Origin of the sequence: Nocardia sp. NPDC056541 (assembly GCF_042794235.1) — a bacterium.
Classification (GTDB): Bacteria; Actinomycetota; Actinomycetes; order Mycobacteriales; family Mycobacteriaceae; genus Nocardia.
On record NZ_JBHTUD010000001.1, the window covers coordinates 624227 to 644723 of the forward strand.

Consider the following 20497-nt stretch of genomic DNA (forward strand, 5'->3'; position numbering starts at 1 on the left):
ACTTCACGCCGTCAAGACCTGGTCGTCGGCCAGGGCAGGTGCCGTGGACGCGAGGCAATCCAGAAACATCGCCACCGCCGGATTCTGTTCGTCGGCCCGCCACACCACGTGCAGATCCAGGGTCGGGACCGGATCGACCAGCTTCACCGCCACCGGGTCGGTGTCCGAGGACCCCATACCCGCCGACACCGCCCGTGGCAGCGAGGCGAATCCCACCAGTGGGCGCACCGAGACGATGTGGGCGGTGGCGCCCGGATCGTCGGCGATCTGGGTGATGTTCAGCGAGATCCGGGTCTGCGCGGCCGACCGCAGGATCGCGTCGTACATCGCCGGACACTGTTCACGGGCGAACAGCACGCAGTCCTGGTCCCGCAGTTCGGCGAACGGCACGTGCGAGCGGTGCGCCCAGCGGTGCTGCCGGCCGACCACCGCCACCAGCGGAATCCGGTGCAGCAGCCGGCGGTACCGGAAGTCGGCGGTGCTGGGGTGGCCGTAGACCATGGCCAGGTCGAGGGATCCGTCGGCCAGGGCGGCCAGCTGCGGCCCGGTTCGCTTCTCCCACAGCGACACCGAGATGCCGGGGTGGCGGTCGGTGAGCTGGGCCAGCGCGTCGGGCAGGATGTGTTTGCTGGCGGGCAGGTTGTAGCCGACGTTCAGGCTACCGGCGCGACCGGCGGCGGTCGCCTTCGCGGCCTGGGCGGCCCGGTCGAGCTGGGCGATGATCTGGCGGGCCTGCAGCTCGAACTCCCGGCCCGCCGGCGTCAGCCGCACCTCGTGTGAATTGCGCGCGACCAGCTGCACTTCCAGGGATTTCTCCAGCTTCTGCAACTGAGCGCTGAGGCTCGGCTGCGTCAGATGCAGGCGCTGCGCCGCCCGTCCGAAATGCAATTCCTCGGCGAGCGCGATGAACGAGACGAGATGACGGAATTCCATGATGGCGGCTCCTGAAGTCGAACAGTCCCACGCTAGCGGCAGCGAACAACCTCCCGATGAATCCCGGACGCCCGGCAATGACCCTGCGCATTGCCGGGCGGTGAAGATCAGGAATTCGGGCCGTTCACCACGGCGTAGGCGAATCCGTCCCACCCTTTCGCGCCGACGGTCTGGATGACGGTCGCGTCGACACTCGGTTCGGCGGCGAGCAATTCGATCAGGTCGCGGCTCGCTCGGGCATTGGGATCCTCGGTCTGCTCGTCGGCCACCGCGCCCGCGCGCACCACGTTGTCGACGATGATCACCGAGCCCGGGTGGGTCAGGCGCAGCGCCCACTGCACGTAGTTGGAGTTGTTGACCTTGTCGGCGTCGATGAAGACCAGGTCGAACGGTTCGGTCAGATCCTCGGCGACACCGGGTAGGGTGTCGAGGGCCGCACCCACCAGGATCTCGACGCGCTCCCCCACGCCGGCGCGGTCGAGGTTCTCGCGCGCGACCTTGGCGTGGCGGGGTTCGAATTCGAGGGTGACGACGAGACCGCCGTCACCGACCGCGCGCGCCAGCCACTCGGTGCTGTATCCGCCGAGGGTGCCGATCTCGAGGACCCGGCGCGCTTTCGCGGTGCGGGCCAACAGGTTCAGCAGTTTGCCCTGGGGCGGGGAGACGTCGATGGCGGGCAGCCCCGCGTCGGCGTTGGCGGTGAGTGCGGGCGCTCCCTCGTCACCGACGAGCGTGGTGACGAGGTAGCTGTCGACATCGGCCCAATCGTTGATCGTCATAGACGCAGTCTGCCACCGAGCGCGGGTCGGCACCGGCTCCTCGGCCGCTACTTCGCGGTCTCGACCTCGGTCACGCCCTGGATGATCTTCACCGCGCTCTGCGCCAGCATCTTCGTATCGATCAGCGCCTGCGCCAGTTTCACCAGCATCTGCGAGACCGTCACTGTGGCCAGCGAGATGTCGAGCAGCGCCCTGGCGATGAGCGCGGGGGTGGCAGTTCCGGCGGAGGCGATGAGCAGCGCGGTCATCTCGGCGAGCATGCCGGCGAGATTGCTCAGGATCTCGACCACGATCTCGCGCACTGTCTCGACGATGCCCTTCATCGCCGCGTTGCACTCCGACAGCACCTCGGCGACGGCTGCCTTCTCGGCGATCTTGCCGGTCAGCTCGGTCGCCTTGGCCACGTAGGCTTCGGCCGCGGCACCTGCCCATTCACCGATTCCGGTGTCGAGCGCGGTCGCCCACTCCTGCGCGGTGGTCGTCAGACTCTCGGCGATTGCCTTCCACGAATCCGAATACGCCTGGACCATATCCGGGCTGCCGGTGATCGATTCCAGTGATTTGCGCACCGGTTCGACGTGTTCGAGCATCCAGCTCATCAGTTGCGAGCCGAGGAAGTTGAACGGGTCGAACTTCGCCAGCGTGGAGGTGCCCTTGATCGCCTTGCCGAACATCGTCGCCGCCGACGCCCAATCACCCGCGGTACCGGCCGCTTTGGAGATGGCGTCGACCTTGGTCATGATCGACCCGTCGCCGGTCATCGCGTTGTAGAGGCCGAGGCCGTTCTCCCAGGTGTCACCCTGGAGTGTGCCTTTCATGATGCCCGCGTCGGGTTCCTCCCCACCCGTCGGCCGGCCCACATTGCTGAACAGGAAGTTGTTCTCCTGGTAATAGGTGTCCCGATAGTCGACGCCGTCTTGGAGCAGGTCGTTCTCGGGAGCTTCGCCGTCGTCGAAAGTGCTCACCGTGCCGGGCAGGACGGTGTGCTCGTTGAGGAACGTGCCCGCCGCGTTGGGTCCGTCGGCCATGGTCAGACGTTCCTTTCGATCTCGGCGGTCTTGCCCGTGAGATCGCCCGCCCGGGTGGTGTCACACGTTTCGAAGGTGTCGGCGGCGGTGCGGAGTTTGCCCGGCATCTCCGCGGCCAGGGTGTCGAGCTGCGCCAGTGCCTCGGTGATGTCGTCGTGGAGCGAGTTGAGGGTGCTCACCGCGTACGGCTTCACGAGCAGGCCGTAGCCGTCGTCGGCGTGGGCGAGATAGTTCGCCGCCTCGAGCGCCTTGGCGACCCCGCCGGACACGCCGTCCACCGAGCAGGCCTGTGACCTGATCGCCTCCAGATTCACATTCACCAGACTGGTCACGCAGAATCCCTCCTCCGGCGAACTCGGTCGAGTCCGCAGCTCTCGATCTAGTTGGACGCGCCCCGGCCCCGTTCGGTTCCCTCGAATGTGTGCCGGGTTGTAGCGGTGGCTACTGCAACCAGGATTTGCGCTGGTAGAACATGTCCTCGTCGGACGGCTCCTCGGGCGCGACAACCCGATCGCGGTCGGGTTTGCGAGTGGCGGGAGCCTCGGGCGCGGCCGGCCACGATGCGGCGGGGGCGGCCGGAGCGGCGGGCGGCGACGACGGCGGGACGGGCGCCGACGCGGTCGGGTCCAGGTCGGGGAACCGGTCGCTGTACTGGCCGACGATCGCCTCCCCGGCCTCGTCGGTGCCGACCGTGTCATGGACCAGGCCGGTGACCTGGTCACGCAGGCGCGCCTGGGCGCGATGCGTGCAGGCCATGAGCTCGGCCGCCACGGCGGTGGGATCCATGCCGCGCACGGCGGCCGCCAAGGTGATCGCGGTGGTCGAACCGTTGGCGTCCACGGTGACGCTGATCCGGCCGTCGGCCGAGGTATCGGTGACGCTCACCGCGGTCATCTTGGCGTGCAGCTCCTGGTAGCGCTGCGCCTTCTGTTCCAGGTCCTCCGCCCAGCGCGACAGGTCCGCGGCGGCGTTGTTCAGGTCGTCCATGCTGTGTTCCCCTCCCGCCGGGGTCCCCGGCGCTGTGCGGCGGAAGGCGTGCCGGAACCCGCCCCGCTCGGATCGCGACGAGCCTAATGGACACAGCCGCGACAGCGTTCATCAGCCCGGCACGGACGCAGCGAAGACGGCGGTCAGAAAAGGAAGTAGCGCTGGGCCATCGGGAGTTCGGTGGCGGGTTCCTCTGCCCAGACTTCGCCGTCGATGCGGACAGTGAAGGTATCGGGGTCTACTTCGATGTGGGGCATGGCGTCGTTGTGGGGCATGTCGGCCTTGGTGACGCGGCGAGCGTTCTTGACCGGCACCAGCTTTCGGCGCACGTTCAACCGGTTCGCGAGGCCGTCGTCGATGGCCTGTTCGGAGACGAAGTGCAGGGAGGTCGCCGCGGCGGCCGGGGCCGCGGCGCCGAACATGGGGCGTGGAAGCACGGGCTGCGGGGTGGGGATGGAGGCGTTGGCGTCGCCCATCGCGGCCCAGGCGATCATGCCGCCCTTGAGGACCGCGTGCGGCCGGACACCGAAGAACGCCGGTTCCCACAGCACCAGGTCGGCGAGCTTACCGACCTCGATCGAGCCGATCTCGTCGTCGAGTCCGTGCGAAACCGCCGGGCAGATCGTGTATTTGGCGATGTAGCGCTGCACGCGGGCGTTGTCGGCCGCGCCGTCACCGGGCAGGGCGCCACGGCGGCGTTTCATCACGTGCGCGGTCTGCCAGGTGCGCATCACCACTTCACCGATCCGGCCCATCGCCTGGGAGTCCGAGCCGATCATGGAGATGGCGCCCAGATCGTGCAGGAGGTCTTCGGCGGCGATGGTGGACGGGCGGATCCGCGATTCGGCGAAGGCCAGGTCCTCAGGGATCGACGGGCTCAGGTGATGGCACACCATCAGCATGTCGAGGTGCTCGTCGAGGGTGTTGACGGTGTGCGGCCGGGTGGGGTTGGTGGAGCTGGGCAGCACATTGAGATGGGAAGCGACAGTGATGATGTCGGGCGCGTGGCCGCCACCCGCACCCTCGGTGTGGTAGGCGTGGATGCCGCGGCCCGCGATGGCGGCGAGGGTGTCCTCGACGAAACCGGCCTCGTTCAGCGTGTCCGAGTGCAGTGCCACCTGCACGCCGGCCGCGTCGGCGACGGTGAGGCAGGCATCGATCGCGGCCGGGGTGGAGCCCCAGTCCTCGTGCAGTTTGAAACCCGATGCGCCGCCGCGCAGTTGCTCCCACATCGATTCCTGGCTGACCGTGTTGCCCTTGCCGAGCAGCACGATGTTCATCGGCCAGTGGTCCAGGGATTCCAGCATCCGCGCCAGGTGCCAGGAGCCCGGTGTCACGGTGGTGGCCTTGGAACCCTCGGCGGGGCCGGTGCCGCCGCCGATGAGCGTGGTGATGCCGCCACCGAGCGCCTCGTCCATCAGCTGCGGGCAGATGAAGTGGACGTGGCAGTCGATGGCGCCCGCGGTGAGAATGCGGCCGTTGCCCGCGATGATCTCGGTCGACGGGCCGACAACGAGATCGCGGTGCACGCCCGACATCGTGTCGGGGTTGCCCGCCTTGCCGATTCCGCAGATCCGGCCGTCGCGAATGCCCACGTCGGCCTTGATGATCCCCCAGTGGTCGATGATCACGACACCGGTGATGACGGTGTCGGGGGCGCCGTCGGCGCGGGTCGCGCGTGACTGACCCATCGACTCGCGCAGCACCTTGCCGCCGCCGAACACCGCTTCCTCACCGGCGAGTCCCGGTCCGCCACTGCGGTCTTCGGTGATCTCGACGATCAGGTCGGTGTCGGCCAGGCGAATACGGTCGCCGGCGGTCGGCCCGAACAGTTCGGCGTAGCGGGCGCGGCTCAGTTCGGTCATCGGCTCTCTCCCGGACGTCGCGGCGAGAGGCTTGCCGCGCGATGGTTGTCGGTCACCTCAGGCATCCAGGTGCCCGGGCGGGTTCATGCTGATGCCGTATACCTCGCGGGTACCACCGAGCGGAACCAGCGAAATCCGCTGCGGCAGACCGGGTTCGAATCGAACGGCGGTGCCTGCCGGGATATCGAGCCGGTGCCCGTGGGCGGCTTCGCGATCGAATTCCAGCGCGGCGTTGGACTGCGGGAAGTGCACGTGGCTGCCCACCTGAACGGGGCGGTCGCCGGTATTGACCACCTCGAGCTCGACGCGTACCGCGCCCGCGTTCAGTTCGATCGTGCCCTCGGCACAGAGGTATTCGCCGGGAATCATGGGTCTCGCCTATCCGATCGGGTGGTGCACGGTGACGAGCTTGGTGCCATCGGGAAACGTCGCCTCGACCTGCACGTCGTGAATCATCTCCGGCACCCCCTCCATCACATCCTCGCGGGTGAGCACCGATCGCCCCGACGACATCAGTTCCGCCACGGTCCGCCCGTCCCGTGCTCCCTCGAGCACGTGATCGGTGATCAACGCGATCGACTCCGGATGGTTCAGCTTCAACCCCCGCGCCTGCCTGCGGCGCGCCAGCTCGGCCGAATAGCTCAGCAGCAGCCGTTCCTGCTCGTGCGGCGACAGGCGCATACGTTCTCTCCTCGGCGGGTCGTGGTCGGTGAGCGACATTCTGGCACGTCGCCCGGCTGCGCGGCGACCGCCGCCGAGCGCGACCGGGGACGACCCCGAGGCGATTAACGAGATGTTAACGATGGGTCCAGGATCGGCCCGGGAACAGCCAACTCACCGGCCGAGCGGCGGGTGCGCCTGTGCCACGGATCGCCGCACCACGAATATCACTGGAGCACACCACGACGCGCCCGTACCGTCACACCCATGAACGAGTGGACCGGCCTGCTCAACGTGGTCGACGTGGAAGCCACCTGCTGGGCGGGCGACCCGCCCGCCGGACAGGTCAACGAGATCATCGAGATCGGGATCACGGTGGTCGATCTCGCCACCCGGACCAGGGTGAGCAAGCACGACATCATCGTGCGCCCGACCAGGTCCACGGTGAGCGATTTCTGTACCGAGCTCACCACCCTCACCCAGCAGCAGGTCGACAAGGGTGTCGAGTTCGGTGAGGCGCGCGGATCACAGCCGAGCCAGCACTCTCACCGTTTCGTCGAAAAGCTTGATAGCCGCCGCGGAGTCGAAGGCAGGCCCCGCGGTGTCGAGCCGTGCGCCCTGCACGATCGCGACCAGTGGCTCCGTCGGCGGTTCATCCAGGACGCCCAGAATCGGACCGATCGCTTGATCGATCGATTGCGCTGTCGCGCGCATCGCCTCGACCCTCACTGCCATCTCCGCGTCATAGTCGCCCGACAGGCCGGTATCGACCACACCGGGGTGCAGCAGGACATAGCGCACGCGCGTCGAGGACGATCGGCGCGCGAACTCGATACCCAGTAGATCGTTGAGCTGTCCACCCTGGGACAGGGCACGCAACCCGTGGTAATCACGCTCGAAACCCCAATCGTCCCAGCGGATCTCCTCGGTCCCGCTGCCTGGCCCCGCCACGTTCAAGACGACCGGGTCGACCGCGGAGTCGAACAGATCGATCAGTTCGTAGCTCAGCACGAAGCGACTCAGGTAGAACAAGGCGAAGGTGTATTCGAACCCCTCCACCGTGACCAGCCGCTCGGAGCGATAGTGCCGCGCGCACAGCACGAGGGCATCGAGTCGGGTGAAGTGGGCGCGCACGGACTCGATCGCGGTGCGCGTCTCGGCGATCGAACTCAGGTCCGCCCGCACGAAATGCGCACGTCGGTCCGCGCCGATGGCCGCCGCCGCGGCGAGGAGGTCCGCGCCCTTCGCCGGATCGCGCCCGATCACCACGACGGCATCGCCCTTGGCGAGTCGGTCCAGTGCGACCGCCCGCCCCAACCCGTCTGTCCCGCCCGCGACTACAACGTGCTTCACAAAGACCGATGTTATCGATCCCGGTACGCCGATGCCACCGGACTCGTACAGAAAGCTGAACTCACAGGTTCAGACCGGAACGACGCCGAACCCGGCAAGGCCGGGGGCTCCCATGGACCGCTAGGCGGCGAGGTTCTGGAGGCGGACCTGGCCGCGGGCGACGGTGCGGCCTTCCGCGTCGGTGATGACGACGACCCAGAGCTGCTGGCTGCGGCCACGGTGGATGGGGGTGGCCTCGCCGGTGAGGACGCCCTCGCGGACCGCACGCAGGAAGTCGGTGTTGTTGTTGACGCCGACGACCGAACCACGCTCGCCGAACCAGACGCCGCCGCCGACACTCGCGAGAGTTTCGATGATGGTGCAGTAGACGCCACCGTTCTGGATACCCGCGGGCTGATGCAGTTCGGGACGCACCTGCCATTCACCGCGGACCCGGTCGGGGGTGACCTCGGTGTAGCGCAGGCCGATGAGGTCGGTGAAGGTGCCTTCGCTGGCCTTGGTCATCAACTCGGGGGTGACATCGGCCAGGGACAGGGGCGTTTCGCTCATACCGTCCGGTTTACACCATCCGAAACGGCGCTCAACAGCCGGTAAGACGTAGCGGCGGGCTCCGTCTCGAAAACGGAGCCCGCCGCGGCAGGATGGCGGAGTCGACCGCAGCCCTCGGGACCACCGGCTCATCCGTACGCCGAGATCAGAGTAGGTCAGGCTTACCTAAGTCGTCAAGTGTTCGCGGATTTGTCTCATTAATGTCTCATAATTCGTCTCATAATTAGTCTTTGAGATACCGATACACGGTTGCTCGCGAGACGCCGAGCGTGGCGGCGATCTCCGCGGCGCTGCGGTGCTCGACCCGGCTCATCCTGCGCGCCGCGGCTACTCCCGCTTCGTCGAGCAGTGCGGGCCTACCACGGTGCACCGCAGCAGCATTCATGTCGTCGGGGTACAGCAGATCCACCCCGGCCAGCACTTCCGCACGCAGAGCCGTCGGCGATTCGTCCGCGAACAACACCACCGGGTCGCTGAGCACGCCCAATGCCTGCACGGCGCGCACGCGATCGGACAGCGTCGGATTCGGTCCCGCTACCAGCACATTCGCGGCCAATACCAAGTCGCGGAACCGTTCGAAGATGCTGCCCGACGCGGCGAGCGCGAGATCGTTGACGTTGAGGCGCAGCAGATATCGATGCTCGATGTAGACCTCGAGAATTCCTTCGAGCGCCTGCCTGCGGGCGACCCGCGGATCAGGGTCGGCCGCCGCGGCCAAGGCGGCGGCGAGGGCGACGAGCAGCGGCTCGGCCAGTCCGGCGAGAATGTCGTACTTGCTCGGAAAGTGATAGAGGACACCAGCCTTGGAGATGTCGAGCTGGTCGGCGATCGCCCGCACCGTCGTGCGGTGGTAACCGTGCGCGCTGAACAGATCCATCGCGACGGCAAGAATGCGCTCCCTGGTGCCGACCGCTGCGTCATCACTCATCGGCGTATTCTATCCCTTGACTGACCATCGGTCAGGAGCCTACGGTGAAAACTGACCAACGGTCAGTCACTGAGGAGTCGTCATGTCGACCAATCCCCGCATTCTCATCTCCGGCGCCAGCATCGCCGGGCCCACTCTCGCCTACTGGCTCGTCCGCCAGGGGTTCCGTCCCACCGTCGTCGAACAAGCTCCGGAGCTGCGCGCGGGCGGCAACGGCGTCGATCTGCGCGGCGCCGCGGTCGGTATCGCCGAATCCATGGGGGTGCTGCCCGCGTTGCGCGACCTCGCCACCGATATCCGGGCGCTCACCTTCGTCGATGCCGAGGGACGACGAGTCGCCGGTATGCCGACCAGCACCTTCGACGAGCCCGGCGATATCGAGGTGATGCGCGGCGACCTCGCCCGCGTTCTCTACGACGCCACCGCGCACGATGTCGACTACCGCTTCGGCGACACCGTCGACACCATCGCCCAGGACGGCGACACGGTCCAGGTGAGTTTCGCCGGTGGCACCAGCGCGGAATTCGACCTGGTCGTCGGCGCCGACGGATTGCATTCGCGCGTGCGCAATCTCGCGGTGCTGAGCGAGGCCGAGGCGGCGCACCCGCTCGGCATCGGCTTCGCGACCGCCACGGTGGATGTGAGCTTCGGCGCGCGGCGAGAGGTGACGCTGCACAATACGGCGGGCCGCGTCGCCGGGGTGTATCGATCCGGCAATCACCGAGACGCGCAAGCGTTCTTCGCGTTCCGCACCTCGCGCGAGTTCGACTTCCCGCGCGACCGGGAATCACAGATCGAGCTGTTGCGCGAGCAATTCGCCACCGCCGGCTGGGAAATCCCCACTCTGCTCGACGCCGCCACCGCCGATCCGACGTTCTATCTCGACGCGATGACACAGATCCGGATGCCGACCTGGTCGCACGGCCGCGTCGGCTTGGTCGGCGATGCCGCCTACTGCGCCACCGCGTTCTCGGGTTCGGGCGCCGCCCTCGCCATCGAAGGCGCGCATCTTCTCGCCACCGCCCTCGCCGAGAGCGACGGCCACACCGCTGCCTTCGCTCGCTACGAACACGCCTTCCGCCCGATCGTCCGCGCTCGCCAGCGCTCGGTCGGCACCGGCAGCGCCATGCTCGTCCCCGCCACGAACACCCGGATCTGGCTGCGCAACCAGCTCACCCGGCTGATGGTGTTGCCACCGTTGGCCGCCCGTGTGTTCCGGGCGGACCCTCCCGCGGCGGCCCCGACCGATCCGCTGCGGCGCGTGACGCGCCGGTAGCCCGGCCCTGGGCTTGCTCAACACGATCGGAATACTCCATGATCGCTGTACCTCTATGTTTTCCGAGGCTTGTGTCGATGGTGAAAGCTCATGTTCTGGGCGTACGACGACCAGGGCTGGGCGCGGCGAGAGAGGCAAGATTTCGTGAGTAGTAGTCGTATTCCCCGATGGGCCGTGCAGGCGGTGATGTGCGCGGCGGCGGTCGGGGCCGCGGTCACAGCACCCGTTCAGGCCGAACCACTGTGGCCCGGCGGGCCCGATGTGCCCGGCGTGCCCGCCATCATTCCCGCCCCGCCGCCGGAGCCCGTGGTGGCTCCGTGCAGCGAGAAAGCCCGTGCGTGCCTGCAGTTGTCGACCAACAACGCGTGGTTGATGGACAACGGCAAGGTCACCTTCGGGCCGAGCCCGATGTCCCACGGCCGCCCCGGTTACGAAACGCCGCCCGGAGTCTTCAAGGTGGCCTTCAAGAAGCCGTTCCACTGGAGCACGCTGCACAACGCCCCCATGGAGTACGCGGTCTTCTTCAACGGTGACATCGCCTACCACATCGGACCCACCGAGGAGCAGTCCCACGGCTGCATCCGCCTGACCCCGGAAGGCGCCAAGGCGCACTACGAGTGGCTGGAACCGGGCGACATCGTCGAAGTCGTTCCCTGAGTTCTGCGTCGTGACAAGGGGAGGCCGGTCAGTCGCCGGCCTCCCCTTGTCACGTCACCGACGTGGTCAGGGCGTCGAAGAGCCAGAGTTGGGTGGTGCCGGAGGTGGCGGTTTCGCCGGTGAGAGTTGTTGTGAGGTGCCAGTATCGGCGGACTCGGTGGTCTGCGCCCGCGGCGTCGACAAGGAGTTGGCGGCGGAACGACGGGGTGTCGTGGCGGTCGCGGGCGGTGGCGTGGATCGCGACGTAATGGTCCAGTTCAGGGCCGGAGTGGGGTGGGTGGCCCGCGGTGACGAGGGGCGCGACCGCGACGCAAGCATCGGCTACGTCGAACAGGAGGCGCCGTTCGTCGCGGATGCCGGGGGTGCTGCGGTGCCGGATGGTGTCGTACACGGCGGTCGCGATATCCGGATTCGAGGCCACGGCAATCAGTTCCGCGTAGGCGAGGAGGTGTTCGGGGTGGGCGCCGGGTGCCAGTTCGGGGACGTTCATGCTGAGGAAACCGTCGATGGCCGCGGCCGGTAGCGGGGTGAGTTGGCGGCGCCAGAACGTGACGAGGACATCGTGGGCCGCGCGCGGATCGACCACGGCGGCAAGCAGATTCAGGCGTTCGTCATGCCGGTCGGGAGCGGCCGATTCGACGGCGCGCAGGAGCGCCCGACGACGATTCAACGCGTCGAGTTCGTCGTCGACGGCGACGCGTTCGGCCGCGATCACCTCGGCGAGCGAGCGAGTGCCGTCGAGCACGTCCTCGATCGCCGCCAGTCCGATGCCGAAGGAGCGCAGCCGGCGTAGCAGCACCAGCCGGTCGACCGCGCCGGGTTCGAACACTCGGTGGCCGGTGGGGGTGCGCGCCGCGTCCAGCAGGCCCGCGTCGCAGTAGTACCGGACCGTTCGCACCGCGACGCCGGTCCTGGTGGCGAGCTCGCCGATCGTCAGATATGTGATGTGAGTCACTTTCGCTGGCACCTCCACCTCGGTGGAACTCCTACGGTACCGAGGACGCCCACGCGAAGGAGAACCGACGATGACCCGACAGGACACGAGGAACGACACGATCTGGCAGGCGGTGGCCGACGAACGCACCACCCTGGCCGAATTGCTGCGCGGCCTGCCCGCATCGGCGTGGGACACCGCGTCCCTGTGCGAGGGGTGGCGGATTCGGGACGTTGTGGCGCACCTGGTGCTGGCCACCCGCGTCACGGTCGCGGCCTTGCTGGTGAACCTGATCCGCGCGCGCGGCAACACCGACCGCCTCATCCATGACACCGCTGTCCGGCACGCCGACCGGACACCGACCGCCGAGTTGCTCGCCGAACTGCGCGCCACGATCGACTCCAGGGCCATCCCGATCGGCACCACACCGGTCGATCGGCTGATGGATCTGCTGGTGCACGGGCAGGACATCGCCGTCCCGCTCGGCATCGACCGGGTGATGCCACCTGCGCCAGCGCAACTCGCACTGGACCGGGTATGGACGATGGGCGCCCCTTTCCACGCGCAGAATCGGCTGGCCGGATACTCGTTGCGAGCCACCGACAGCTCCTGGACCGCGGGCAACGGCGCACCGATCACCGGCACGGCGGCAGAACTACTGATGGTGGTCACCGGCCGCACCTCCCCCGATGAACGAGTCGACCGGCGGTAACCGCCGACGCGCAACTCCGGAATCCCCGACAGATTTCACGTAATACTCTGCAGGGCAGTGGATACAGCGATCCGCAGCACCCGGCGAACTGGGGCTGCGGATCGCTCTCGGTCGACGAGATCGCGCGACCGTCAGACAGCGACGGTGGGTCGCTCGGCGGCACCGCCTGCCGCCGAAACCTCCTTTGTCTCCATATTTTCCGGCACCGAGGTCGCCCCGGCCGGGATCCGGCGCAGCAACGCCACCGCCAGCACCGCACCGGCGGCCGAGAGCACAGCAGCGGTCCACGCGGCGGCGTTCAGTCCGTGGGTGAACGCTTCCCGAGCAGCCAGTACGAGCGAATCGGCGAGGTCGGCGGGCAGCGACTCGGCCGAACTCAGCGCTGCCGGAAGGGTTTCCGAGGCGGCTCCCTCCGCCTCGGACATGTCGGCGCGGTAGATGGCCGCGCCCACGCTACCGAGCAGCGCGACGCCCAATGCCACGCCCAGGTCGCTGGCGGTGCTGTTCACGGCCGAGGCCGCGCCTGCTTTCTCCGCCGGGGCCGCACCGATGACCAGGCCCGGGATCAGTGCCATCGCCGGGGCGATGCCCGGGTAGAGGACGTAGAAACCGACGATGAGCAGCGGTAGCCCGGCAACGCTGCCGACCTGGGTGAGCACCAGGTAGCCGACCGCCGAGACCGCCAGGCCCGCGGCGATGAGAGAGGCGGGACGAATGCGGCGAGCGAGCGCGGGGGTGACGGTGGAAACGATGACCAGGCCGATGGCGGCGGGCAGAATCCACAGCCCCGCCTGCAGCGGCGACTGGGCCGCGACCAACTGCAAGTACTGGGTGAACAGCAGGTACACCCCGCCCAGGGCGACGGCGGCCAGCATGTACACGCCGAGCGACCCACTGAACGTGCGATTCGCGAACAGTCGCACGTCGAGCAGCGGATCGGCCAGGCGCAGCTGCCTGCGGACGAAGACCACCGCGAACACCACACCGGCGAGCAGCGTGAGCAGCGATTCGGCGGCGAATCCGGTCTCGGCCAGCTTCTTCACGCCGTAGACGAACGGCAGCAGCGCGGCCAGCGACAACGCGACACTGATCGGATCGAGTCGACCCGCGCTCGGCGCACGGTATTCGGGAATCAGCACCGGTACCGCGGCAACGACCACCAGCATGACCGGCACACCGATGAGCATCGACGCACCCCACCACAGCGAAGCGAGCATCAGACCACCCAGCAGCGGCCCGAGCGCCACACCCGCCGACACCGACGCGGCCCAGAGACCGATGGCGGTGGCGCGCTGCCTGTCGTCCCGGAACATGGTCGTGATCAGCGACAACGTGGCGGGCATGACGGCAGCCGCACCGAAGCCCATCACCGCTCGGGCGGCGATCAGCAGTTCCGGGCCCGGCGCGAACGCGGCCAGGATCGAGGCGGCGCCGAACAGCACGGCCCCGGCCAGCAGCAGTCGGCGACGGCCGAGCCGGTCACCGAGGGTGCCCATGGTGACGAGGAAACCGGCCATCACGAAACCGTAGATGTCGTTGATCCACAGCAGCTCACCGCTGCTCGGCGACAGATCGGCGGCGATATACGGGGTAGCGAGGAACAACACGGTCATGGTCAGGAACAGCAGGACTGTCGGCAGGAGCAGGACCGCGAGTCCCAGCCATTGGCGGGTACCTGCCCGCTCGGGGACATCGGTGAACTCGGACATCAGGAGTTTCCCTTCGAGGACGATTCGAACTGCGACCGACAGTGCCGGGCCGTGCTGCAGGAACCCTTCGGGTCGACTCCAGACGACCTCGAGCGGTTACGTGAGGCGATGATCGAGGCGCGGCGGGGCTCGCCGTGCGTGGTCGGGTCGGCGGCCGGGCCGTTTAGGGTGGGTGACATGCGTTTCGGAGTGCTCGGTCCCTTGGCGGTCTGGACCGACGAGGGACGATCCGTGCGGGTTCCAGAGCTCAAGGTGCGGGTTCTGCTCGGCGCGCTGCTGGTCGAACCGGGCCGGATCGTGCCCACCGACCGGCTCGTCGAGCATCTGTGGGATACGGCCCTGCCCGCCAACCCTGCTGGTTCGTTGCAGACGCGAGCCTCACAGTTGCGCCGGGTTCTCGGCGATGCCGAGGTGGGCGGGCGCGAGCTGCTGGTCTCGCGCTCCCCCGGCTACCTGCTCGAGGTCGCCGACGGCTCGGTGGACTCCCAGACCTTCCAGCGTGTGCTCCATCGGGCGCGTGCTACCGACGACACCGCCACTCGGGCAACGCTTCTCACCGAAGCGCTGGCGTTGTGGCGGGGCGAGGTCCTGGCCGACCTCGCCGATCACGAGTTCGCGCGGATCCCGGTGCTGCGGTGGGAGGAACAGCGCCTCACCGCGGTCGAGGAACTCGCGCAGACCCGGATCACCCTCGGCGAGCACGATCAGGTCGCCGACGAACTCGGCGAACTCACCGAGCTCCATCCGCTGCGGGAACGGTTGCGCTCGGCCCACATGCTGGCGCTGTACCGATCGGGACGACACGGCGAAGCCCTGGAAACCTACCGTCGGCTGCGCGAACACCTCGCCGAAGAGCTCGGACTCGATCCCAGTCCCGAGCTCACCGCATTGCATCGTGCTGTGCTGGAACAGGATCCGGCTCTCGGCGCGCCCGCGCGGCCCGCACCCGCGATACCGGTGACACCACGCCGGAACCTGCCCGTCGCGCCCACCTCCCTGATCGGGCGCGCGGACGATCTCGCCGCGGTCGAGGCGCTGGTCACTGCCGAACGACTGGTGACGCTCACCGGGCCGGGCGGTGTCGGCAAGACCCGCCTGGCACTGGCCACCGCGGCCGTGCATCCGGCGCGCGACGGCGTGCTGTTCGTCGAGCTCGCCGGACTGTGCCTGGGCACCGGCACCGACAGCGCGCTGACGACGATCACCGAAGTCGTGGCGGGCGCCTTCGACGTCCGTGACGATTCGGCCGGTTCGAGCCCGTTCCCCGCGCCCGGCAACGGCACTCAGCTCGACCATCTCGCCGAGGCGGTGCGGGCCAAGCAGGTGCTGCTGGTGCTGGACAACGGCGAGCACGTCGCCGACGCGGCCGCCACGGTGGTGTCACGCCTGCTCGCCGCCGCACCGGAGCTGCGGGTGCTGGTCACCAGTCAGGTGCCACTGAATATCGCGGGCGAGCACATCCGGCCGGTGGCGCCGCTGGCCCTGCCCACCGCACCCGCTGCCGGACCGGGGTCGCGCGGGGTGGAAACCTCACCTGCCGCACAGCTTTTCGTCGAACGGGCCCGCTCGCGCGCGCCCGGCTTCGCCGTCACCGACGACAATGCGGCGGCGATCGCGACGATCGTCACCCATCTCGACGGCCTGCCGCTGGCACTGGAACTGGCGGCGACGCGGGTCCGCGCGCTCGGGGTGCACGTGCTCGCCGAACGGATCGAGGACCGTTTCACACTGTTGTCGTCCGGCTATCGGGACGCACCCGATCGCCAGCGCACCCTGCGCGCGGTGATCGACTGGAGCTGGGAACTGCTCGATGAGCCAGAACGTGCTGTGCTGCGGCGGCTTTCGGCCCACGCCGACGGCGCCACGCTGGAATCGGCCGAAGCCGTCTGCGCCGGTGGCGACATCGCGGTCGCCGAGGTCGCGGAGTTGCTCGCTCGTGTGGTCGAGCGCTCCCTGATCATCACCCCCGCCACCGATACCCGCCCGCGCTACCGGCTGCTGAAGTCGGTCGCCGCCTACGGTGCGGACCGGTTGCGCGACAGCGGCGAGGAACCCGACACACGAGGGCGCCATCTCGCCTACTACCTCGCGTTCGCCGAACTGGCCGACCAGCACCTACGCACCGGTGACCAGCGCCGCTGGCTGTCTCGGCTCGACGCGGAGTCGGCCGACCTGCGACGGGCACTCGAGACCGCCCGTGCCGCGGGCAGGTCCGAGGACGCGCTGCGGTTGGTCAACGCCCTCGCCTGGTACTGGGTGATGCGCGGACGCCTCGCCGAGGGCATCCGGTCACTCGGCATCGCTCTCGCGGTATCCGGCGAGACCGAGCCCGCCACACGCCGGGTTGCCCTGTTGTGGCGCGGCGCTCTCGAGATCGGCGCCGGCCGTACGGTCGATTCTCTGCCGGCCCTCGCTGCGCGACCCACGCCCGCCGAACTGCGTGCCCGCTGGTACCTCGCGCACGTCTACTCCGGATTCGCCGCCCACCAGGGCATGGACGACGCGGCCCACCTGCGAGATGCCTTCGCCGACAACGCCGATGACTGGGGCATCGCGGCGGCCTCGGTGTCGCTGGCGCGCGACGCCTTCGCCCGCGGCGACCTGATCGGCCTGAGCGAGCACGCCGAGCGGAGCCGGGAGCTGTTCGCGAAGGTGGGCGATCGCTGGGGTCAGGCCATCGCCGGATTCCTGCTCGGCAGCCACGCCGAGGTGACCGGCGACCTCGACACCGCCCGTGACCACCACCGCGGCGCGCTGGCCACTGCCGAGGAACTCGGCCTGTGGACCGAAGTCGGCGAGCGGCTCACCTCGCTCGGCCGGATCGCGCTGCTGCGCGGTGAGCTCGACCGCAGCGCCGAACTGCACGAACGGGCCCGTCGGGTGGCGGTCGACCAGGGACACCTCGTCGGGGAAGAATCCGCGGTACTCGGGCTCGGTCTGGTCGCGCGCCGCCGCGGCGACCTGGCGGCGGCGCGCGAGTACCTCGGCACCTGGCTGGACTGGCATCTGCGGGCCGGGTCGCATTTCGGCGCCGCCCTGATCCTCGCCGAACTGGGCTTCACCGCCGAACTCGCCGGTGACGTTGGCGAAGCCGAGCGCCAGCACCTGCGTGGACTCGCCTGCGCCCTGCGCACCGGCGACCCCCGTGCCCACGCACTCGCGCTGGAAGGCCTGGCCGGAGCCCGGTCGCTCGCCGGATCTTCCGCCCACGCCGCGCGGCTACTCGGTGCCGCCGATGCACTGCGTCGGTCCACCGGCGCCCCGCTGCCCGAGGCCGAACGCGGCGATGTCGACCGCATCGAGGCACGCATCCTCGCCGACATCGGAACGAATCAGTTCGCCGACAACCTCGCCGAGGGTGAGCGAGCCGAACCCTCGACCCTGCACCTCGCGCAAGTCCCGAACCGGCCCTGAGCCCACTGCGGACGCTGTCGACCGACCTCGATCGCCCGACCGCCTCGAGTAGGCCCTGAGTCCGTCCGAAGCCCTCCCGGGCACGGTGAATCCATGACTCACACCGTGACCGACAGCCCCGATCCCCCGGTGACCGACCACGTCCGCCGCTACCTCGCCACCGACGGGCGTGCCGGCTTCCTCGACGGCGGCACCACCGATTTCGTCCTCACCACCGTCGGCCGCCGCGCCGGCGTGCGCGTCGAGGAGCGGTAGTGAGCAACCGCACCCGCGCCCACGTGCACACGTTCGCCGATATCAAACCCGATTTCGACGCCATCGTCGGCGCCGTCAACTACGCGACCATGACCACCGTCGACGCCAAGGGACGCCCACGGTCGCGCGTCCTGATTCCGGTCTGGGAAACCGATACCGACCACCCGGCGGGCTGGCTCGGAACCTACCGCACACCGGTGAAGGCCGCCCATATCGCGGGAAATCCGCATGTGACGTTCTCCTATTGGAGCCCGGCACAGAACACCGTCGCCGTCGACGCGGTCGCCGAATGGACCGATGACCCCGGCGAGCGCGCACACGTGTGGGACCTGTACCGGCACGGCAGTCCACCCGGCGCCGGCTACGACCCCGGACAGTTCTGGCAGGGTGCCGACGACCGGGCCTTCCAGGTACTTCGCCTCACGCCGTGGCGCATCCAGGTGCTGCGGCGACAAGATCTGGTCAGCGGAATTCCGGCACGTCTCTGGCGCGGCCAACTCCAGGGGGATTGACAGATCCGGCGGCGAACGCGGTCGTTCATCGTCGGACCTGACGGGACTGGACGTCCGTACAGGTCACGGCGCGATTCTTCGTGACGGGCACCAATACCCATCGGCACTTCCATCAGGAAGGATCTCTGCCCGAATTGCGCGAATCGGACGATTTCCTTGCCGTAGGAAATGAGCGGAGCTACGTTACCCCCATCACAACAGAGATCTGATTGTGATCCACATCCCGGCCGACGGTACGACCATTTTCCGGCGGGATGCTTACCGATCATGCAAGGAGATTCACCATGGGTTCGCTGACGGAAATAATGATGGCCGCAATTGCGGGACTGGGCTCTATGGTCGAGGGCGACGGCCTTCTCGCGGCCTTCCTCGGCTCGGTCGAGGCCTTCTTCCCGTAAACGCGCCACCCGGCCAACGATAATTTTTTCATCACCCGAGGAGAAGACACATGGGATCCCTGTACGAATTGATGGCGACCGGCGCAGGCAGCTTGAGCGACGCCGTTCTGCCTTTCATTCAGGCGCTGATCACGGTCAGCGGCGGTACGCCGACGCCAGGTAAGTAATACACGGCAACACAGTCGGGGGCGGGCCGTTGACGGTCCGCCCCCGACCCATTCCTACCCACCATCCACGCCTGTGTCAACGCGTCATTTCAATAGCTGATCGACATGATTCACACCGGGTCTTCGTCGGAAAAAAGAGGAGGACCGGCGTCGGCCCGATCGCCGGACATCCAGCACAGCGGCGAACCACTCGACAACAGACAGCTACGGAACTGCGGCCGTTTCGCCCGATACGGCCAGAACCCCTCATCGAAGAACCTCACGCCGCAAGCCACCGGCCCCAGCCGCCCAGCCTCACCGAACCACCGCAGATCAGACTGTCCAGAACCGATATCAACCCCCCTTGACGCACTTGTGGCGAACGGGATCGTTCGCGGCCAGATCCCTGTTTACTGTGCCAGACAGTCGCAGTAACTACAGGTCACACGCAGTCCGGACAGAGAAGATGGCAACCGCCGAGCAGCTTCCATCAGGAATGAAAAAAATGAACGATTCACCGTGAGTGAAACATCGCCTTGCCACACATCTGCGACGGCGCTACGTTACCGGCATCACATCAGTTACCGATGGTGATAACCACCCGAAGCGAGGGGGCCACCCCAGTTCCGGGGGCTAGACAACAGCGCAAGGAGATACACCATGGGCTCATTCGATGAGCTGCTACTCGGCGTCCTGGGCGGAATGGCGTCCGCGAACTCGGGCGACCTCCTGCTCGGGACTTTCCTGGGCTCGGTGGAAGCGTTCTTCCCGTAACCCGACAACCCGTCGGCACCGTCGATTCAGCCCAGATGCTGAATTTCCCCATATTCAGGAGTAACACGTGGGATCCTTTTACGAATTGTTCGCGACGGGGATGGCCAGCCTCGGCAACGGCGCGCTGCCGTTCGTCGATGCCCTGATCAGCCTGAGCGGCGGCACGCCCATCGGCGGCGCATAACCACTGGCCGAGCGGGCAATCGCTGTCGATTCCCGACACTTCACAGCCATTTATCCGGCTGTGATCAGACCTTTCACATGAGCAAGGAGTTTTACGATGGGTTCACTGACCGAGATCATGATGGCCGCCATCGCCGGACTGGGTTCCGCGGCCGAAGGCGACGGCCTGCTCGCCGCCTTCCTGGGTTCGGTAGCAGCCTTCTTCCCGTAAACCCGGCCCACATCGGCACTTCGGCTCGTTCACCGAGCCCGATCCACCTCATCACCAGGAGTTAGACATGGGTTCCCTCTACGAACTGATGCAGACCGGCGCCGGCAGCCTCAGCGACGCGGCTCTGCCCTTCATCCAGGCGCTGATCAGCGTGAGCGGTGGCACGCCCACCCCGGGCAAGTAGACCCAGCGCAGGTAGTTCAGCGCGGAAGCGGGGCCGGCCACGGCGTGGCC

19 protein-coding genes and 1 pseudogene are annotated in these 20497 nt (G+C 67.9%); 7 read left to right on the forward strand and 13 right to left on the reverse strand.

From position 1 onward, the window contains the following. Positions 1–3: 3 nt before the first annotated feature. The 8 genes from ACFQ9R_RS02880 to ACFQ9R_RS02915 all read right to left on the reverse strand — a co-directional run bounded on the left by ACFQ9R_RS02880 (position 4) and on the right by ACFQ9R_RS02915 (position 6273). A complete protein-coding gene (locus ACFQ9R_RS02880; RefSeq protein WP_378988399.1) occupies positions 4–933 on the reverse strand; it encodes a LysR family transcriptional regulator in 930 nt (309 codons plus the stop codon). A 107-nt stretch (positions 934–1040) separates the two neighbouring features. Next, complete coding sequence (locus ACFQ9R_RS02885) at positions 1041–1712, reverse strand: O-methyltransferase (protein WP_378656229.1); 672 nt, start codon at positions 1710–1712, stop codon at positions 1041–1043. Between the two features lie 47 nt (positions 1713–1759). Then, positions 1760–2740 carry a hypothetical protein gene (locus tag ACFQ9R_RS02890; RefSeq protein ID WP_378988401.1) on the reverse strand — a complete coding sequence of 327 codons (981 nt, stop codon included), beginning with the start codon at positions 2738–2740 and terminating at the stop codon, positions 1760–1762. Positions 2741–2742: 2 nt separating this feature from the next. Continuing rightward, positions 2743–3072: a type VII secretion target gene (locus ACFQ9R_RS02895; protein ID WP_378988403.1), complete on the reverse strand. Its 330-nt coding sequence runs from the start codon at positions 3070–3072 to the stop codon at positions 2743–2745. 109 nt (positions 3073–3181) lie between these two features. Beyond that, positions 3182–3727: a YbaB/EbfC family nucleoid-associated protein gene (locus ACFQ9R_RS02900; protein WP_378988405.1), complete on the reverse strand. Its 546-nt coding sequence runs from the start codon at positions 3725–3727 to the stop codon at positions 3182–3184. 143 nt (positions 3728–3870) lie between these two features. Further along, positions 3871–5592 (reverse strand): urease subunit alpha, encoded by a 1722-nt coding sequence (locus ACFQ9R_RS02905; RefSeq protein ID WP_378988407.1) that lies wholly within the window; start codon positions 5590–5592, stop codon positions 3871–3873. Positions 5593–5649: 57 nt separating this feature from the next. Next, a complete protein-coding gene (locus ACFQ9R_RS02910; protein ID WP_378988409.1) occupies positions 5650–5961 on the reverse strand; it encodes an urease subunit beta in 312 nt (103 codons plus the stop codon). Between the two features lie 9 nt (positions 5962–5970). Continuing rightward, complete coding sequence (locus ACFQ9R_RS02915) at positions 5971–6273, reverse strand: urease subunit gamma (RefSeq protein WP_378988411.1); 303 nt, start codon at positions 6271–6273, stop codon at positions 5971–5973. A 246-nt stretch (positions 6274–6519) separates the two neighbouring features. Between ACFQ9R_RS02915 and ACFQ9R_RS02920 the strand changes: the two are divergent. Continuing rightward, positions 6520–6711 (forward strand): annotated as a pseudogene (locus ACFQ9R_RS02920) (DNA polymerase III); the annotation flags it as partial. A gap of 66 nt (positions 6712–6777) precedes the next feature. Here ACFQ9R_RS02920 and ACFQ9R_RS02925 read toward each other — a convergent pair. The 3 genes from ACFQ9R_RS02925 to ACFQ9R_RS02935 all read right to left on the reverse strand — a co-directional run bounded on the left by ACFQ9R_RS02925 (position 6778) and on the right by ACFQ9R_RS02935 (position 9082). Then, complete coding sequence (locus tag ACFQ9R_RS02925; protein ID WP_378988413.1) at positions 6778–7605, reverse strand: SDR family NAD(P)-dependent oxidoreductase; 828 nt, start codon at positions 7603–7605, stop codon at positions 6778–6780. Positions 7606–7725: 120 nt separating this feature from the next. After that, positions 7726–8109: a PaaI family thioesterase gene (locus tag ACFQ9R_RS02930; RefSeq protein WP_378988477.1), complete on the reverse strand. Its 384-nt coding sequence runs from the start codon at positions 8107–8109 to the stop codon at positions 7726–7728. Positions 8110–8377: 268 nt separating this feature from the next. Beyond that, positions 8378–9082 (reverse strand): TetR family transcriptional regulator, encoded by a 705-nt coding sequence (locus ACFQ9R_RS02935; protein WP_378988415.1) that lies wholly within the window; start codon positions 9080–9082, stop codon positions 8378–8380. Between the two features lie 82 nt (positions 9083–9164). Here ACFQ9R_RS02935 and ACFQ9R_RS02940 point away from each other — a divergent pair, with 82 nt between their 5' ends. Together ACFQ9R_RS02940 and ACFQ9R_RS02945 are read left to right on the forward strand one after the other, a co-directional pair. Then, the gene (locus ACFQ9R_RS02940) at positions 9165–10358 is read left to right on the forward strand and encodes an FAD-dependent monooxygenase (protein WP_378988417.1); all 1194 of its coding nucleotides are present in this window, start codon (positions 9165–9167) and stop codon (positions 10356–10358) included. Between the two features lie 144 nt (positions 10359–10502). Further along, entirely contained in the window at positions 10503–11015 is a 513-nt protein-coding gene (locus ACFQ9R_RS02945; RefSeq protein WP_378988419.1) for a L,D-transpeptidase, read from the forward strand. Between the two features lie 49 nt (positions 11016–11064). Here ACFQ9R_RS02945 and ACFQ9R_RS02950 read toward each other — a convergent pair whose 3' ends face one another. Further along, on the reverse strand, positions 11065–11970 hold the full coding sequence (locus ACFQ9R_RS02950; RefSeq protein ID WP_378988422.1) for a MerR family transcriptional regulator: 906 nt from the start codon (positions 11968–11970) through the stop codon (positions 11065–11067). A 70-nt stretch (positions 11971–12040) separates the two neighbouring features. Here ACFQ9R_RS02950 and ACFQ9R_RS02955 point away from each other — a divergent pair, with 70 nt between their 5' ends. Further along, on the forward strand, positions 12041–12661 hold the full coding sequence (locus ACFQ9R_RS02955; protein ID WP_378988424.1) for a maleylpyruvate isomerase family mycothiol-dependent enzyme: 621 nt from the start codon (positions 12041–12043) through the stop codon (positions 12659–12661). Between the two features lie 131 nt (positions 12662–12792). On the opposite strand, the gene ACFQ9R_RS02960 is transcribed toward ACFQ9R_RS02955, so the two are convergent. Further along, positions 12793–14370, reverse strand: a complete 1578-nt coding sequence (locus ACFQ9R_RS02960) for an MFS transporter (RefSeq protein WP_378988426.1) — start codon at positions 14368–14370, stop codon at positions 12793–12795. A gap of 177 nt (positions 14371–14547) precedes the next feature. On the opposite strand from ACFQ9R_RS02960, the gene ACFQ9R_RS02965 reads away from it, so the two are divergent. The 3 genes from ACFQ9R_RS02965 to ACFQ9R_RS02975 all read left to right on the forward strand — a co-directional run bounded on the left by ACFQ9R_RS02965 (position 14548) and on the right by ACFQ9R_RS02975 (position 18551). Next, positions 14548–17784, forward strand: a complete 3237-nt coding sequence (locus ACFQ9R_RS02965) for a BTAD domain-containing putative transcriptional regulator (RefSeq protein ID WP_378988428.1) — start codon at positions 14548–14550, stop codon at positions 17782–17784. 93 nt (positions 17785–17877) lie between these two features. Further along, positions 17878–18039 carry a hypothetical protein gene (locus ACFQ9R_RS02970; protein ID WP_378988430.1) on the forward strand — a complete coding sequence of 54 codons (162 nt, stop codon included), beginning with the start codon at positions 17878–17880 and terminating at the stop codon, positions 18037–18039. After that, positions 18039–18551, forward strand: coding sequence for a pyridoxamine 5'-phosphate oxidase family protein (locus ACFQ9R_RS02975; protein ID WP_378988432.1), 513 nt, complete (start codon positions 18039–18041; stop codon positions 18549–18551). The genes ACFQ9R_RS02970 and ACFQ9R_RS02975 overlap by 1 nt, the downstream gene beginning before the upstream one ends. Positions 18552–20497: the final 1946 nt, after the last annotated feature.

Coding starts and splice junctions, on each gene's coding strand:
- ACFQ9R_RS02880 (WP_378988399.1), bottom strand. CDS start 933: ATGGAATTCCGTCATCTCGTCTCGTTCATCGCGCTCGCCGAGGAATTG.
- ACFQ9R_RS02885 (WP_378656229.1), bottom strand. CDS start 1,712: ATGACGATCAACGATTGGGCCGATGTCGACAGCTACCTCGTCACCACG.
- ACFQ9R_RS02890 (WP_378988401.1), bottom strand. CDS start 2,740: ATGGCCGACGGACCCAACGCGGCGGGCACGTTCCTCAACGAGCACACC.
- ACFQ9R_RS02900 (WP_378988405.1), bottom strand. CDS start 3,727: ATGGACGACCTGAACAACGCCGCCGCGGACCTGTCGCGCTGGGCGGAG.
- ACFQ9R_RS02905 (WP_378988407.1), bottom strand. CDS start 5,592: ATGACCGAACTGAGCCGCGCCCGCTACGCCGAACTGTTCGGGCCGACC.
- ACFQ9R_RS02910 (WP_378988409.1), bottom strand. CDS start 5,961: ATGATTCCCGGCGAATACCTCTGTGCCGAGGGCACGATCGAACTGAAC.
- ACFQ9R_RS02915 (WP_378988411.1), bottom strand. CDS start 6,273: ATGCGCCTGTCGCCGCACGAGCAGGAACGGCTGCTGCTGAGCTATTCG.
- ACFQ9R_RS02930 (WP_378988477.1), bottom strand. CDS start 8,109: ATGACCAAGGCCAGCGAAGGCACCTTCACCGACCTCATCGGCCTGCGC.
- ACFQ9R_RS02935 (WP_378988415.1), bottom strand. CDS start 9,082: ATGAGTGATGACGCAGCGGTCGGCACCAGGGAGCGCATTCTTGCCGTC.
- ACFQ9R_RS02940 (WP_378988417.1), top strand. CDS start 9,165: ATGTCGACCAATCCCCGCATTCTCATCTCCGGCGCCAGCATCGCCGGG.
- ACFQ9R_RS02955 (WP_378988424.1), top strand. CDS start 12,041: ATGACCCGACAGGACACGAGGAACGACACGATCTGGCAGGCGGTGGCC.
- ACFQ9R_RS02960 (WP_378988426.1), bottom strand. CDS start 14,370: ATGTCCGAGTTCACCGATGTCCCCGAGCGGGCAGGTACCCGCCAATGG.
- ACFQ9R_RS02965 (WP_378988428.1), top strand. CDS start 14,548: ATGCGTTTCGGAGTGCTCGGTCCCTTGGCGGTCTGGACCGACGAGGGA.
- ACFQ9R_RS02970 (WP_378988430.1), top strand. CDS start 17,878: ATGACTCACACCGTGACCGACAGCCCCGATCCCCCGGTGACCGACCAC.